Genomic DNA, 16181 nt, shown 5'->3' with positions numbered 1-16181 from the left:
TTTCAATCCACGTACCTCCGTGAGGTACGACGACGATTTCAGACGGCATTTCGCCGGATTGGGAATTTCAATCCACGTACCTCCGTGAGGTACGACCCAGAGATGCAGGATCAGTCGGCGTTACTCGATTTCAATCCACGTACCTCCGTGAGGTACGACGAAGTGCTCGCGACTGGCGTCTACTGGCAGGACAAATTTCAATCCACGTACCTCCGTGAGGTACGACATGAAATCCATCGTAATGCTGGCATCCTGCATAAATTTCAATCCACGTACCTCCGTGAGGTACGACCGCGTTGATGCTGATTGCTGCGGCTGGTGCGATATTTCAATCCACGTACCTCCGTGAGGTACGACGTATTTCTTCTGCTGCTACTAATACGGCTTTCGATTTCAATCCACGTACCTCCGTGAGGTACGACTTTCGGTGATATGACTATATAAACATCTCATGAATTTCAATCCACGTACCTCCGTGAGGTACGACCTACTGCATGATGCCACTTTTGATTGATTGTGATTTCAATCCACGTACCTCCGTGAGGTACGACGCGGTGCAGAGTTGCTTATCTACTCAAGTATATTTCAATCCACGTACCTCCGTGAGGTACGACCCATTTTAAAAACTCCAATAATAGATAAGATAATTTCAATCCACGTACCTCCGTGAGGTACGACATGGTGCGGGTCAAAAACTACCGGACAAAAGATATTTCAATCCACGTACCTCCGTGAGGTACGACGCGATTCAGTGCAATGGCATTTTCGGGGGACATATTTCAATCCACGTACCTCCGTGAGGTACGACTCTGATTGTGACGATCCTGCATCGCACAGCAAACATTTCAATCCACGTACCTCCGTGAGGTACGACATGCTTACTATTCGGATTACGCACATTGCGAGATTTCAATCCACGTACCTCCGTGAGGTACGACCAACTATCTGCTCTCCTATATTCCCGGATGCCTATTTCAATCCACGTACCTCCGTGAGGTACGACATCCTCGTTTAGTGGTCGGTTCTGCGTCTGGCGGAATTTCAATCCACGTACCTCCGTGAGGTACGACGTACGGATCGCTCTCCGTACCGCTCCCGCTGCCGATTTCAATCCACGTACCTCCGTGAGGTACGACGGCAATGAGTGCCTGTTGTACTGCTTTGAAAAATTTCAATCCACGTACCTCCGTGAGGTACGACGTAAAGCAGTTAAATATATAACACAAATATGTATTTCAATCCACGTACCTCCGTGAGGTACGACGATGGTTATGAAGCTGCTAAATACGTAATTCAACATTTCAATCCACGTACCTCCGTGAGGTACGACTCCCCCATATCATACCCAAGCAACTTGAAAACAAATTTCAATCCACGTACCTCCGTGAGGTACGACTTGTATCATTAGGAACAGTTACAGTTTGTATATATTTCAATCCACGTACCTCCGTGAGGTACGACTTAGGATTGTAACCACAAAAGAAAACAACTATATTTCAATCCACGTACCTCCGTGAGGTACGACTCAATCCTCCGCTGGGGGAACACTGGATTTATGAATTTCAATCCACGTACCTCCGTGAGGTACGACTGCGCTTGAGAATGCGACCCTGGATCCTCTGACATTTCAATCCACGTACCTCCGTGAGGTACGACGGACATCCTACGGGGGGCTTATTGAGGGATTAATTTCAATCCACGTACCTCCGTGAGGTACGACTGGATAAGTTTGTGGAGTGCAGCATTTCCGAAGATTAATTTCAATCCACGTACCTCCGTGAGGTACGACACACTCGATCACCTGACGGCCCTCTCCGAATCAATTTCAATCCACGTACCTCCGTGAGGTACGACGTTAGGGCAGGGGTTGTAACGGAGCATGTTCTATTTCAATCCACGTACCTCCGTGAGGTACGACGACCGGGCGGATGGTATGCCGCTGCTGTCGGGACAATTTCAATCCACGTACCTCCGTGAGGTACGACTTGTGGGATCATTCCTTGCCCTCCGATCGTCTGATATTTCAATCCACGTACCTCCGTGAGGTACGACCGCTGGCCACACTGCAGTACTCGGCTTACAACGAATTTCAATCCACGTACCTCCGTGAGGTACGACCACCGCAGGAAAACGCCGCGGCTCCGAGGATGGATTTCAATCCACGTACCTCCGTGAGGTACGACTCCCAAAGACGATGTTGTCAGACAGACATTTGATTTCAATCCACGTACCTCCGTGAGGTACGACGCCCCACTCATCCGCATTTCCCCCGCAGAAATCATTTCAATCCACGTACCTCCGTGAGGTACGACTGCAAAATATTCAATATCCCAGTGATATGTACCATTTCAATCCACGTACCTCCGTGAGGTACGACTCGCAGGCGGGCCACGTAACGATTGCGATGTGCTCATTTCAATCCACGTACCTCCGTGAGGTACGACCTTATCCCAACGGTTCCATTTCAGAGATCCGTCATTTCAATCCACGTACCTCCGTGAGGTACGACCGTAGGTTTTATGACAATTGACGACGTATGAAGATTTCAATCCACGTACCTCCGTGAGGTACGACATGATCTCGTGTTGTGCCCGCCATCCAACGCCATTTCAATCCACGTACCTCCGTGAGGTACGACGCAGAGATTATCTGGAAGGAAACAGGGTGGTTATTTCAATCCACGTACCTCCGTGAGGTACGACAACTCTGCAAGTTTTTCGGAAAGACGTTTCAGCTATTTCAATCCACGTACCTCCGTGAGGTACGACTTCCTATCCGCTTTTGCGTTATAAGTCTCATCAATTTCAATCCACGTACCTCCGTGAGGTACGACGGCAGTGTTGACCACAGAATCAAGATACAGTTTATTTCAATCCACGTACCTCCGTGAGGTACGACGATGGATGCACCGAGCCAGTACATCTCAAAAGCAATTTCAATCCACGTACCTCCGTGAGGTACGACTGCACTCGCGGCCTCCGATCCACGGTCCGGATATTTCAATCCACGTACCTCCGTGAGGTACGACCCCCGCAGACAGGAACGTCCTTTGACATCCGGACTATTTCAATCCACGTACCTCCGTGAGGTACGACGCCGGATCACTACCGGTGGACTGATCATGGCAATTTCAATCCACGTACCTCCGTGAGGTACGACATCTCCTTGACTGCTCCAGGGCTTAATCTGTATCCATTTCAATCCACGTACCTCCGTGAGGTACGACTTGTTCGTGAAGCATTTGAACAGGTGTCTTTGATTTCAATCCACGTACCTCCGTGAGGTACGACGCCTTGCCTTTGGAGTTGAATCCTATTGTTTTTATTTCAATCCACGTACCTCCGTGAGGTACGACTGCCTGTGTGGATGCAGGTTCGTGATTTGTTGAGATTTCAATCCACGTACCTCCGTGAGGTACGACGAAGTATCCTGAGATTGGGAAAAGTGGAAAAGTAATTTCAATCCACGTACCTCCGTGAGGTACGACAGAAGCCAGATGCAAACTGATCCACCAGGTCAAAATTTCAATCCACGTACCTCCGTGAGGTACGACGCGCTCGCTGCTTTCGTTGGTCTTGTGATTCTTTGATTTCAATCCACGTACCTCCGTGAGGTACGACTCTAAAATATATATAGAACCTCAGCTATTTAGCTGTATTCGCCCTTTTTCGAAGATGATAGAACACATACAAAAATGGAAAAGAACACTCCACATACCTAAGTTTCAGAAAAGGATAACAAATCTGCCAAATGCGAACCACCCGGGAACAATTCTGGGTACTTCACCTTCGCAGATTAGGATCGAATATCCTCCCCATAAGAAATGATTTTCAATCCACATGCCGACAAATGGCACGACATTTCTTTATCATTTATCCGACCATACATAAAAAACATCCTGCAAAAAACCTACATAGAAGAAACGATCAAATTACCATAAAATACCATCAGTGAAACAACCATGGCCACGCAATATTATGCACGAAAAAAAGAAGATGGAGAAACAATCCAATACCAAACTCTTCTGGATCATCTTACGCAAACTGCGGAATATGCAGCAACATATGCCCAGACCTTTACCTCACGGGAAATCGGCTATACACTCGGCCTGCTGCATGACATTGGAAAATACTCCGACAGATTCCAACAGAGGCTTGAAGACAACACCATACGTACCGATCATGCAACTGCCGGAGCCCAAGTCGCCGCAGAAATTGCCAAATCCCTCCCATGTCCGGAAAAAATTACCTATTACCTCCTCTCCTACATCATTGCCGGGCATCACGGATCTGGGATTCCCAACTGGATCAACACCAATAATGACCGCAAAAACGATCTGGAAACCCGTATAAAAAACGCTGATCCCAAACTTTATAACGCTTGGAAAACTGAACTCCCACAAACATTTCCCTCGCTCGCAGACTGCATTACCCGGGAAAAAATACGTGCAGACACCTATGAAGAAATTGGTCTATCCCTCTTCTTGTACACCCGTTTCCTGCATTCATGCCTGATCGATGCCGATAGAACTGACGCTGCAACAGCATTTGGTGAACAACTTCCAGGTACAGAATATCTCCCATTAACTGAAATGGAACAACTGCTTGATGACTATATCAATCGCGAATACACAAATAAAACTGGGGAGATCAATCAGCTTCGGACTGCAATACGTCATCAGTGTACAAAAGCCGCCATACAAAAACCCGGTATCTTTACCCTTACCGTACCAACCGGAGGCGGAAAAACCATCTCATCCCTCGCCTTCGCCCTGAAACATGCAAACCAGCATCAGTGTGACCGAATCATCTATACCATTCCATTTACCTCTATCATTGAACAAAATGCAGGGATCTATAAAAAAATCTTTGGCCGGGATAATGTACTCGAACACCACTCCAACTTCACCCTTCCAAGTTCCCTCCGCACAAATACCCTTGACGATTCTGATCCGAAAAACCTCAAACTGGCAATGGCAGCCGAAACCTGGAACGCTCCCCTTATTTTGACCACCAATGTACAGTTTTTTGAATCACTCTTCTCCTCGCGTCCCTCCCCCTCTCGCAAAGTACACAACATTGCAAACAGTGTGATCATCTTAGACGAAGTACAGGCACTCCCTCCCGCATACCTGAAACCCTGTATGTACGCTCTTGCCGAACTGGTAAAAAATTATCATTGCAGTGTCGTGCTCTGTACTGCAACACAACCTGACTTCCGGAAAAGTAATATCCTCCCCAATATTCCGGTAACCCCCATCATCACCAACTATCCGGAACTCGCTGACAAAATGCAGCGTGTTCGCTGTCACTTTCTCAAAGAACAGACCTTAGATCAGATTGCCGAACAACTCAAAAACCGCAAACAGGTACTCTGCATAGTAAATACCAAACAGCATGCCGCTGATCTGTACAAAAAAATAACGAAAACCGGTGACTGCTTTCATCTCAGTACCAACATGTGCCCAGCTCATCGAAAAAAAGTCCTGGATGAAATACGCCGTAGGCTGAAACCTGACGTTAACCTTCCCTGCCGGGTCGTATCCACCCAACTGATCGAAGCAGGTGTAGATATTGACTTCCCGGTCGTTTATCGCTCCCTTGCCGGTGTGGACTCGATTACGCAGGCAGCCGGACGATGCAATCGCGAAGGAAACCTTCCGTATGGTGATCTGTATGTTTTCATTCCGGAATCCACATATGCCGGACCTGATTACATCAAAACCACTGCAGACATCACACGGAGTATTTCAGAAAACTACCTCACGCCTGAAGCTATCCGGAAGTACTTCAGCCTATTGTTCGACATCAAACAAAATCGTCTTGACAAACTGCAGATACTCAATTTATGTAAAAATGCTGCACAAACACCCCACTTCCCCTTTCCATTCCGTTACATCTCGGATGAATTCCATCTGATTGCAGATGCAGGATACTCTGTGATAATCCCCTGTTCACCCTATGTCCAAAAACGCATTACCCGCCTTGATAAAGGAGAAACAGGTCAGATACTGCGGGAACTCACGCCTTACACAATCAGTGTTACCCTGAAAGATCTGGACTATCTTCACACTTGTGGTGCTGTACGGCTTGCAGGAGGGAGTTTTGCTGTGCTCACCGATCTGAAGTATTATGACCAAGCTATAGGACTGAACTGGGATGGAGTCCCCTCTGACTTTGATTATGTCCTCCCTTAGACATAAGTAATGAGAGGTAGTAAATTTTATTGCCTCTGAAAACAACATACCAGTAACCTCTGAGGGATCACTGAATCCTATCGGAGGCAAGGATATTCCAATGTATGGAATCAAGCTTAAAGTCTGGGGCGATTATGCCTGCTTCACCCGTCCAGAAATGAAAGTGGAACGGGTAAGCTATGACACCATCACCCCATCAGCTGCACGCGGCATTCTTGAAGCAATTCATTGGAAACCTGCCATACGGTGGGTCATCGATGAAATTCAGGTGACAAAACCTATTGCCTTTTCCAATATCCGAAGAAACGAAGTCTCCTCGGTGATCTCAAAGGCAAATGTGAACAGCCTGATAAAAACTGTCTCGGAAACCGGAACCGGAGTTCCTTTTTACCAGGATCCAAACAAAGTACGACAGCAGCGTGCAACCCTCATGCTGAAAGATGTCGAATATGTCATCTCAGCACATTTTGAACTGACAAAGAACGCAACACCGGACGACACACAAGAAAAACACTACAACATCTTTCTCCGACGTGCCAGAAAAGGACAATGTTTCCACCGTCCGTATTTTGGCTGCCGCGAATTTCCCGTAAATTTTGAACTCCTTGAAGACCAGACTCCCCCTCCCCCTATCAAAGAAGATCGCGATCTTGGCTGGATGCTCTACGACATAGACTTCAGTAATAACATGTCCCCAAGATTTTTCCGGGCACAGATGCATCAGGGCATCATAAAAATCCCTCCCATACTGCATCAGGAGGTAAATAAATGATACTTCAGGCACTCTGCGACTACTACCAGATGCTTGTAAACGATCCTGAATCAAAAATTGCCCGACCCGGTTACTCACAAGTTCCCTGTTCCTATGCCATTCTCCTCAACACAAAAGGTGACCTGCTGAGTCTCATTACCCTGACAGAAGGAAAACAAAAAGAAGTACTCACCGTTCCGGAACAAAAAGGCCGAAGCGGAAAAAAAGCCTACTTCCTTTGTGACAATGCAAAGTACCTTCTTGGTAGTGAGTTCAACAAGAAGGAAAAAACACTCGTCCCTTTCCCTGACTACCTCGCCACTTCGTATGCATATCATCGTAAGCGGATTGGTACCACTCCTGATGAAGGGTTACTGGCAGTTCTCTCCTTTCTGCAAAAACGAATGGATGGGGAATCCGTTGACATTCCTGCAGATCATCCGGTATATCTTGGAGGCAATATTGTATTCCGGTTGGAAAATGATCCGTGCTACATCCATGAACGTGAGGCAGCAGTCGCTCTCTGTGCCGAACCAGAGGTGACGGATGATGAAATTTCACGTGGTCAGTGCCTCATAACCGGGGAAGAAAATGTTCCCATCGCACGCATACATAAACTTCTTTCCGGTGTTGTCAATGCCAACACTACTGGCTGTGCAGTCGTAAGCTTCAACATGGACTCTGTAGAATCCTACGGAAAAAAACAGAGCTACAATGCTCCTGTTTCCGAATCTGCCATGTTTGAGTACACAACTGCGTTAAACTACCTGCTTGCCGGCAAAACCAACAAACTTCGATTAGGGGAGACAACCGTTGTCTTCTGGGCAAACAAAAAAGGTTTTGTCCAAAACAGCATGGCATTTTTCCTGAACAATGCTCCGGATAAAACGGAATCCGCTGAAGATATCGAAATGGAGACAAAAATTGCCCGACTTCTGATCCGCGTTCGTGAGGGAAAATCTATCTCTGACATAGCTGACCCGGCTACCCAGACCTACATTCTCGGATTGTCTCCGAATGCAGCACGGGCTTCCATTCGTTTCTGGTATGAAGATACGTTTGGAAACTTCATCACCCGGATGGCAGACCATCAAAATAACATGTGGATTGGCCATCCCGACAAACCACAGAGCATTGTCAGCATCTCTCAGATTTTGAGAAAACTTGCACCCGAATCGAAAACATGGTGGGAAAATGTCCCGGCATCATATGAAAATGCCCTTTTCAAATCTATCGTTACCGGAAACAAGTATCCACTGTCCGTCTATACTGCAGTTCTGGTACGAATCCGTGCTGAAGCCGGAAAAGAGTATGGTATTGATGCTGTCCGGGCAGGCTATCTGAAAGCTGTTCTCCGGAGAAATTACTATCATGAGGAATTATCTATGAGTCTTGATCTATCATCTACAAACCCCGCCTACCTCTTAGGCAACTTATTTGCAGTTCTGGAACTATTGCAGAAATCAGCAAACGGCAGTTCCAATATTCGGGCACGGTATTTTGCATCAGCTTCGGTAAACCCGAAACTGGTGTTTCCCACCCTGCTGAATCTTGCCCAGCATCATATTGTAAAGCATCATGTTGTAAAAGATGATCGGTCTGGCGAATGGTATGATCGCCAGATTCAGAACTTATTGGGGCGTATTACCGAATTTCCTGCATACCTTTCGCTTGAAGACCAGGGGATGTTCGTCCTCGGTTACTATCATCAGCGTGAATACAACTACCTGAAAAAAGAAGACAAAGAAAAATTGGAGGCCTGATTGTACTATGGCAATTGAAAACAGATATGAGTTTGTACTGTTATTTGATGTAGAAAATGGAAATCCCAACGGCGATCCGGATGCCGGAAACATGCCGAGGATTGATCCGGAAACCAGTTATGGTCTGGTAACGGATGTCTGCCTCAAACGAAAAATCCGTGACTACGTGGCACTTGCCAAAGGCGGAGTCCCCGGCTATCAGATTTATGTGAGTGACGGTGCTGTTCTCAACAATCAGCATGACCTTGCCTACAAGAAATATAATCTGAAACCCGAAGAGAAGAAACTTCCCAAGGATGTGGAAGATGCCAAAAAAGTTACCGGGTTCATGTGTGAAAATTTCTATGACATCCGGGCATTTGGTGCGGTTATGACAACGAAAGTCAACTGTGGTCAGGTCCGCGGTCCGGTTCAGATGAACTTTGCCCGCAGTATTGATCCTATCGTTACGCAGGAGGTAACCATCACGCGTGTTGCCGTAACCAGTGTGGAAGATGCAGCCAAGAAAGAGCATGAAATGGGAAGAAAACACATTGTGCCGTACGCTCTTTACCGTGCCGAAGGATACGTCTCTGCAAACCTTGCACAGCGGGTCACGGGTTTTGATGATGAGGATCTCAATCTTCTTTGGGAAGCCCTGATCAATCTCTTTGAGCATGACCATTCGGCAGCACGCGGCAAAATGGCGACACGAAAACTGATTGTCTTTAAACACAACTCGATCCTGGGATGTGCCCCGTCTCATCAGCTGTTTGAACGGGTGAAGGTTACCAGAAAAGAGGAAAAACCGCCACGTTCCTTTGAGGATTATACCGTATCTATCAGCAGAGCTGATCTTCCTGAAGGCGTTGAGCTGTTCGAAATGCTCTGAGATGGAATCTGATGAGTATCTTTCCCTGAGTGGAATTCTCCACTTTGCTTTTTGCCGACGGCGCTGGGCATTGATTCATATTGAACAGCTGTGGGAGGAGAATACATTAACGTTTTCCGGTAAACTTCTGCATAAAAATGCGGATGATCCGGCCTATGTTGAGCTGCGTGGTAACACGTTGATCACGCGTGCGGTTCCTGTGGTCTCTCATCGTCTGAAAGTGTATGGGGTTGCGGATGTGGTGGAGTATCACCGAAATCCAAACGGAATCTCTCTGGTAAATCGAACGGGTTCCTGGCAGCCAGTCCCGGTGGAATACAAATCTGGGAAGAAAAATATGTTTCATGCTGATGAGGTTCAGCTTTGTTGTCAGGCAATGTGTTTGGAAGAGATGCTGCAGACAGAAATTTTGGCTGGATACCTGTACTATGGAAAGAACCGGAGACGTGTTGAGGTTGTGTTCGATGAGGAACTTCGGGAACGGGTTGTCTGCCTTCTTGATGAGATGTATGCCCTTCTCCAATCCGGGGCCACACCTCCCGCAACGCCCGGGTCGTACTGTGTCAGCTGTTCTCTTGTTCATCTCTGTATGCCGGATATGTCTGTCCGAAGGAAGTCTGTTGAATCTTATCTGAATACGGTTCTTCGATCATGAGAAAACTTCGCAATGTTCTCTATGTTACCAATCCCCGGTCTTATTTGTCCCAAGACGGGGAAAATGTTGTAATTACTGTTGAAAATACCATCTTGGCTCGTGTTCCTATTCATAATCTGGAAGGAATTGTCTGTTTCGGGTTTATGGGTGCGAGTCCCAGGTTGATGTCGCTCTGTTGTGAGCGGGATGTGGGAATGTCATTTGTGTCTCCGTACGGGAAATTTCTTGCCCGTGTCGGGGGTGGCGTTTCCGGTAATGTTCTGCTTCGAAAAAAACAGTATGTTCTTTCTGATGATGAAGAGAGCGCTGCCAAAATTGCCAAGTGGATAATCTTGGGTAAACTTGCAAACTGCCGAAGTGTGTTGTTGCGGTTTTCCCGGGATCACGAAGAGATGGTTTCAGCTGATTTTCAGAAAAATCTGGTGAGAATTACTGATGGAATCGAACAGCTGAGAGGAAGTCAGATGACATTGAATGAACTTCGGGGTATGGAAGGTATGCTTTCCCGTTATTATTTTTCCGTGTTTGATGATCTGATTCTTTCACGCGAGGGAGATTTTTCGTTTGAATGCCGAAGTCGCCGTCCTCCGTTAAATAGAGTGAATGCTCTGCTTTCGTTTGTATATATGCTGATTGCTGCGGATTGTGCATCTGCTCTGGAGTCAGTGGGATTGGATCCACAGGTAGGATTTCTGCATCGGGTACGGCCAGGAAGACCTGGTCTTGCGCTGGATTTGATGGAGGAGTTCCGTCCGTATCTGGGAGATAGGTTTGTTCTGAGTCTGATTAACAATCGTATGGTAACCGTGAAGGATTTTGTGCTCCAGGAAAATGGTGCAGTTTTTCTGACGGATGATGGGCGCAGAAAGATTTTGCAGGAATGGCAAAAGAGAAAATCTGATGAGGTCATGCATGGATATCTTGAGGAAAAGATTGCGTTGGGTTTGCTTCCCTATGCTCAGGCGATGTTGCTTGCCCGATATCTGCGGGGAGATATTGATGGATATCCTCCATTTATAATGAGGTGATGTATGTTTGTTGTGGTTACCTATGATGTAAATACCGAAAGTCCGGAAGGAAGAAGAAGACTGCGGCAGGTTGCTCGTGTGTGTAAGAATTATGGGACCCGTGTTCAGAATTCGGTGTTTGAGTGTGTGGTTGATTCTGTACAGTTACTGCAGATGAAAGCAGAGATTTTAGGTGTTATAGATGTGATAACAGATAGTGTCCGATATTATAACATGGGTAGTGAAGGCCGAAGAAGAGTAGAACATGTGGGAGCGAAGCCTGCGTTGAATGTGGATGAACCGTTGATCTTTTGAATTGAGGTGAGTTTCGGGATTCTTGATCAACTGGTGAATTTTTTGCAGTTTTCTGATTGACATTCTTTCTCATCCCATCTCATAGAGTGATGGGATAACCTACGGTAATTTATTCTGCTTTATCCAATAATTCTCATAAATACCTCCAAAATCCACAAAAGTCCAGTTCACTGGTCATAGTTCATTCCCCTTCCCCACAAAAAACAAATCCCCACAAAAAAATCCCGCACACTCTCACAACACCACACCAGTGCTCCGCAGTACTCTCTTGTTGTATTTATATTTAACTAATAGTATATAAAGAAACGGACTGTCCACAAAAGAAAAGTTTCCCTCCACCCCCTCTATCTCAGAATAATCCGAGAGTGACCACTGACCAGTGACCTCCACCTCCCCCAAAAAACACCAACAACCCCCAAAACCCCCCAAAAAATTACTTCCCCACCACCCGCTTCTTCCGCAGCAGCCGGTTATACGTAATCGCAAACCTGTGCGCCTCATCCCGGATCTCCTGCAGATACATATTCGCCCGCGTCTTCTTCCCAAACGGCAGCGGAAACGGAACCCCCGACACAAACACCTCCTCCTCACGCTCTGCCAGAGAAATCACCGGCACATCCACCTCCAACTCATCCAAAACCCGCTTCGCCGCCGACAACTGCCCCTTCCCCCCATCAATCAGAATCAGATCCGGCATCTCCTTCTCCTCCGCAATCAACCGCGAATACCGCCGCCGCACCACCTCCGCCATCGACGCAAAATCATCAATCCCCTCAACCGTCTTAATCTGGAACCTCCGGTAATTCCTCTTATCCGGCCTCCCGTCCCGAAACTGCACCATCGACGCCACCGTATCCGTCCCCGACAGATGCGAAATATCAAAACACTCCACCACCCGCGGCGCCTCCGCTAAACGCAGCGCTTTGCGCAGCTCCTCCACCCGTATCTCATCCCCAAAATGCACCAGCTCAATATTCTTCCGGGCAAGCTCCAGCAGCTTCGCCTTCTCCCCCTGCTTCGGCACCGTAGCAATCACCTTTCGCCCCGCAACCGACCCCAGATACCCCGCAAGACTCTCATCCACTGCCTCCGGCACAATCACCTCACGGGGAGCCGCATGTTCCGAATAATACTGCGCCAGAAACTCCTCGAAAAAACCCGCCGACTCCTCAAAAATAAACTCCTCCCGCCCGCCCAGCGTCCCCGAATACACATGAAACACCATTAGATACACCATCCCCGCAGCCGTCAGGAAATGAATCACATCCTCATCATAATCCTTCTGCCGCGACACACACTGCCGCCCCGCAAGATGCGTCACCGCCCCAATCACATCCCGGCACCGCATCGCCGCCTCAAACTCCATCGCTGCCGAATACCGGTTCATCTCCTCCGTAAGCGTAGCCACCAGCTCCGCAGTCCTCCCCTTCAGCACCGCCTCCGCCTGCGAACACTGCACCGCATACGCCTCCGCACTCACCTTCCCCGCACACGGCCCAGTACAATTCCCGATATGAAACCGCAAACACGGACGATTATTCCTCGGCATACTCTTACACGACCGGAGCTTGAACGTCTTTTTTACAACAGACAGCACATAATCCCGCTCCTTCCCCGACACAAACGGCCCGAAAAACTGCCCCGCACCCTTCGCCTTCCGGGCAATCGTAATCCGGGGAAAAACCTCCTTCGTCAGCTCAATATACGCATAACTTTTCGCATCCCGCAGATCAATATTGTACTTCGGCTGATGGCGCTTAATGAGACTATTCTCCAGAAGATACGCCTCCTCATCCGTCCCCGTAGCAATATACTCCACATCCGCAATCGTCTGCACCAGCTTCTGCGTTTTCGGATCATGATCCCGCTTCTGAAAATACGACGAAACACGCTTCCGCAGATCCTTCGCCTTCCCCACATAAATGATCGTCCCCGTACGGTCCTTGTACAGATAACAGCCCGGACTATGGGGAATATCCGCAAGAGAAAACGGAACCGGCACACCTGCCATATATGCTATACACATGCGGCGGCAGAAAGTAAATAATCAACCCTTTCTGCAAAATACTCCAACAGGTGCGCGTCCCTGTCACAACACAGATCCGGCATGCCTCCGGAATTATCGCCCGAACTATCCTTCTACATAAATCCCCGCATAGCGACAGCCCCTCCCGCCCGCATCTCATATATAGATATGCATACTGACATTATCAAACGAAAAATTTTGTATTAAATGTACCTGATGTTGCCAAAAATCTACAAAAATTTGTCATCATTGATATGGTTTTATTATGCGGGGGGCAATAGTTCAGCATACAACACACGTTGTATCAACCCACAGGTGAATATTTATGGAACCAACAGATACCCTGTCCGTCCTGATAATCGGGGCCGACACAAAATCCGGCAGTGCCTTCTCCCACAACATGCAGGCACTCATCAATCATCTGAAAGACGATGACATGAACGTAATCAGCGTCGATACATTTGAAGGCCTCAAAGACGGCTTCATCGCAAACGGTGCAATGGCCGACTGCGTCCTCATCGACTGGCATGCAAAAAGCGCCAGAGAACTGATCAAACTCATTCGTGAACAGAACAAATACGTCAGCATTTTCCTCCTTACCGAACCCGGTGACCTCTCCCGAATCCCGGTAGACGTATTCTCCACCATCGACGAATACGCATGGATTCTCGGCGACACTCCCGAATTCATTGCAGGAAGAATCAAATCCGCCGCCCGGAAATACCGCAAAGCAATTCTTCCGCCGATGTTTGGCGCACTCATGGACTTCTCCGAAGACTTCGAGTACTCCTGGCACACCCCAGGTCACACCGCAGGAACCGCATTCCTCAAATCCCCGATCGGCAAACTCTTCTACGAATTTTACGGTGAACAGACCTTCCGTTCCGACCTTTCCATCTCGGTCGGCGAACTCGGCAGTCTGCTTGACCACTCAGGCCCCATCGGTGATGCGGAACAGTATGCCGCAAAAGTATTCGGCGCAGACATGACCTTCTTCGTCACCAACGGAACCTCCACCTCCAATCGTGTAGTACAGGGCGCGCTTGTCGCTCCGGACGAGATCGTCTTTGTGGACCGGAACTGCCACAAATCCCTTGAACAGGCGTTCACCCTTGACCACGGCATTCCTGTCTATATGGTGCCGACCAGGAACCGGTACGGCATTCTCGGCCCCATCCCGCAGCATGAAATGGAACCGGAGACGCTCGCAAAGAAACTCGCCGACCATCCTCTGGCATCCAAAGCAAAGAACCAGACCCCGGCAGCTGCTGTCGTCACCAACTCAACCTACGACGGCGTCTGTTACGACGCAGTTCATTCCGAAGAACTGCTGGGACAGACCGTGAATACCATCCACTACGACGAAGCCTGGTACGGCTATGCAAAGTTCAACCCCATGTATGCCGGACGGTTCGGCATGCACGAGGATACCCGTCCGGCAGGCGACCGCCCGACGGTGATCACCACCCAGTCCACCCACAAACTGCTCGCCGCTCTTTCCCAGGCATCGATGATCCACATCAAGAACGGCAAACACCCGCTTGACCACGCTCTTTTCAACGAAGCGTTCATGATGCATGCATCCACCTCCCCGCAGTACGGCATCATTGCATCCCTTGATGTCTCCTCCAAGATGATGGATATGGGCGGCAGCGCTCTCATGCAGGAATCCATCAACGAAGCAATCCACTTCCGCCAGATGATGGCACGTGCCTGTGGGGAGCTGGACATCTGCAAACCCGGCGACTGGTGGTTCCATGCCTGGCAGCCCGATATGGTTACCATGCCGGACGGAAAGAAAGTTCCGTTTGCCGACGCCGACCCGGAGATCCTTGCCCACAATCCGGGATGCTGGATGCTCCGGCCGGACGAGGTGTGGCACGGGTTCCCGGACATGTCCGAGAACTGGGCAATGCTGGATCCGATCAAAGTCACGGTCCTTACGCCGGGTATGAACGATGACGGAACCCATGCTGAGTTCGGTATTCCGGCAGCGGTCGTGCTCGCCTACCTTGACACGAAAGGAATCATCAATGAGAAGTCCGGTGACTACAATATTCTGTTCCTCTTCTCGATGGGCGTCACGAAAGGAAAGTGGGGTACGCTCATGTCCGCACTCTTCGATTTCAAGACACTGTTTGACAAAAATACACCTCTGGAAGAGGTTTTGCCGGAGCTCGTCAAAGCATATCCGGATCGCTACGGCGGCATGACCTTACAGACGCTTGCCCGGGAGATGCACCAGTACATCAAGGCCACCCGCCAGACCCAGCTTGCCAACGAGGCCTGTGCGGTGATGCCGACTCCGGTTATGAAACCGTCAGATGCATACTGCTATATCGTCAAAGGTCAGGTTGAACATGTGCCGGTCGACAAAATGGCAGACCGCATTGTTGCAACGGGTGTTGTTCCTTACCCTCCGGGAATCCCCATGCTCATGCCGGGCGAGAACGCAGGAAAGGCTGACGGCCCGATTCTGATGTACCTGAAGACCCTGCAGGAGTTTGACCGGAGGTTCCCCGGATTTGCCCACGACACGCATGGTGTTGAGGCAATTGACGGAACCTACTATGTGTACTGTCTGAAGGAGTAAGATT

At 48.6% G+C, this 16181-nt stretch carries 9 protein-coding genes and 1 CRISPR repeat array (1 of these 10 only partly in view); of the genes, 8 read left to right on the top strand and 1 reads right to left on the bottom strand.

The features are described from left to right. A CRISPR array of direct repeats spans positions 1–3620; the repeat unit is 32 nt; unit sequence ATTTCAATCCACGTACCTCCGTGAGGTACGAC (it extends 2542 nt beyond the left edge of the window). 341 nt (positions 3621–3961) lie between these two features. The 7 genes from cas3 to cas2 all read left to right on the top strand — a co-directional run bounded on the left by cas3 (position 3962) and on the right by cas2 (position 11558). Continuing rightward, the gene (gene cas3, locus O0S09_RS04220; RefSeq protein ID WP_268922706.1) at positions 3962–6196 is read left to right on the top strand and encodes a CRISPR-associated helicase Cas3'; all 2235 of its coding nucleotides are present in this window, start codon (positions 3962–3964) and stop codon (positions 6194–6196) included. A 100-nt stretch (positions 6197–6296) separates the two neighbouring features. Beyond that, complete coding sequence (gene cas5c / locus O0S09_RS04215) at positions 6297–6968, top strand: type I-C CRISPR-associated protein Cas5c (RefSeq protein ID WP_268922705.1); 672 nt, start codon at positions 6297–6299, stop codon at positions 6966–6968. Beyond that, positions 6965–8710, top strand: coding sequence for a type I-C CRISPR-associated protein Cas8c/Csd1 (gene cas8c / locus O0S09_RS04210; RefSeq protein WP_268922703.1), 1746 nt, complete (start codon positions 6965–6967; stop codon positions 8708–8710). Before cas5c ends, cas8c begins: the two co-directional genes overlap by 4 nt. Before the next feature lie 7 nt (positions 8711–8717). Then, a complete protein-coding gene (gene cas7c / locus O0S09_RS04205; protein WP_268922702.1) occupies positions 8718–9581 on the top strand; it encodes a type I-C CRISPR-associated protein Cas7/Csd2 in 864 nt (287 codons plus the stop codon). A 1-nt stretch (position 9582) separates the two neighbouring features. Then, positions 9583–10236 carry a CRISPR-associated protein Cas4 gene (gene cas4, locus O0S09_RS04200; RefSeq protein WP_268922701.1) on the top strand — a complete coding sequence of 218 codons (654 nt, stop codon included), beginning with the start codon at positions 9583–9585 and terminating at the stop codon, positions 10234–10236. Further along, positions 10233–11264, top strand: coding sequence for a type I-C CRISPR-associated endonuclease Cas1c (cas1c, locus tag O0S09_RS04195; RefSeq protein WP_268922700.1), 1032 nt, complete (start codon positions 10233–10235; stop codon positions 11262–11264). The genes cas4 and cas1c overlap by 4 nt, the downstream gene beginning before the upstream one ends. A 3-nt stretch (positions 11265–11267) precedes the next feature. Next, complete coding sequence (cas2, locus tag O0S09_RS04190; protein WP_268922699.1) at positions 11268–11558, top strand: CRISPR-associated endonuclease Cas2; 291 nt, start codon at positions 11268–11270, stop codon at positions 11556–11558. A gap of 433 nt (positions 11559–11991) precedes the next feature. Here the strand turns inward: cas2 and uvrC are convergent, their stop codons facing one another. Further along, positions 11992–13569: an excinuclease ABC subunit UvrC gene (gene uvrC / locus O0S09_RS04185; RefSeq protein WP_268922698.1), complete on the bottom strand. Its 1578-nt coding sequence runs from the start codon at positions 13567–13569 to the stop codon at positions 11992–11994. 340 nt (positions 13570–13909) lie between these two features. Between uvrC and O0S09_RS04180 the strand changes: the two genes are divergently transcribed. Beyond that, on the top strand, positions 13910–16177 hold the full coding sequence (locus O0S09_RS04180) for an Orn/Lys/Arg family decarboxylase (protein WP_268922697.1): 2268 nt from the start codon (positions 13910–13912) through the stop codon (positions 16175–16177). Positions 16178–16181: the final 4 nt, after the last annotated feature.

The sequence above is a fragment of the Methanocorpusculum vombati genome (assembly GCF_026891935.1).
GTDB lineage: Archaea > Halobacteriota > Methanomicrobia > Methanomicrobiales > Methanocorpusculaceae > Methanocorpusculum > Methanocorpusculum vombati.
This window is presented reverse-complemented; position numbering and strand designations above follow the sequence as displayed.

Coding starts and splice junctions, on each gene's coding strand:
- cas3 (WP_268922706.1), top strand. CDS start 3,962: ATGGCCACGCAATATTATGCACGAAAAAAAGAAGATGGAGAAACAATC.
- cas5c (WP_268922705.1), top strand. CDS start 6,297: ATGTATGGAATCAAGCTTAAAGTCTGGGGCGATTATGCCTGCTTCACC.
- cas8c (WP_268922703.1), top strand. CDS start 6,965: ATGATACTTCAGGCACTCTGCGACTACTACCAGATGCTTGTAAACGAT.
- cas7c (WP_268922702.1), top strand. CDS start 8,718: ATGGCAATTGAAAACAGATATGAGTTTGTACTGTTATTTGATGTAGAA.
- cas4 (WP_268922701.1), top strand. CDS start 9,583: ATGGAATCTGATGAGTATCTTTCCCTGAGTGGAATTCTCCACTTTGCT.
- cas1c (WP_268922700.1), top strand. CDS start 10,233: ATGAGAAAACTTCGCAATGTTCTCTATGTTACCAATCCCCGGTCTTAT.
- cas2 (WP_268922699.1), top strand. CDS start 11,268: ATGTTTGTTGTGGTTACCTATGATGTAAATACCGAAAGTCCGGAAGGA.
- uvrC (WP_268922698.1), bottom strand. CDS start 13,569: ATGGCAGGTGTGCCGGTTCCGTTTTCTCTTGCGGATATTCCCCATAGT.
- O0S09_RS04180 (WP_268922697.1), top strand. CDS start 13,910: ATGGAACCAACAGATACCCTGTCCGTCCTGATAATCGGGGCCGACACA.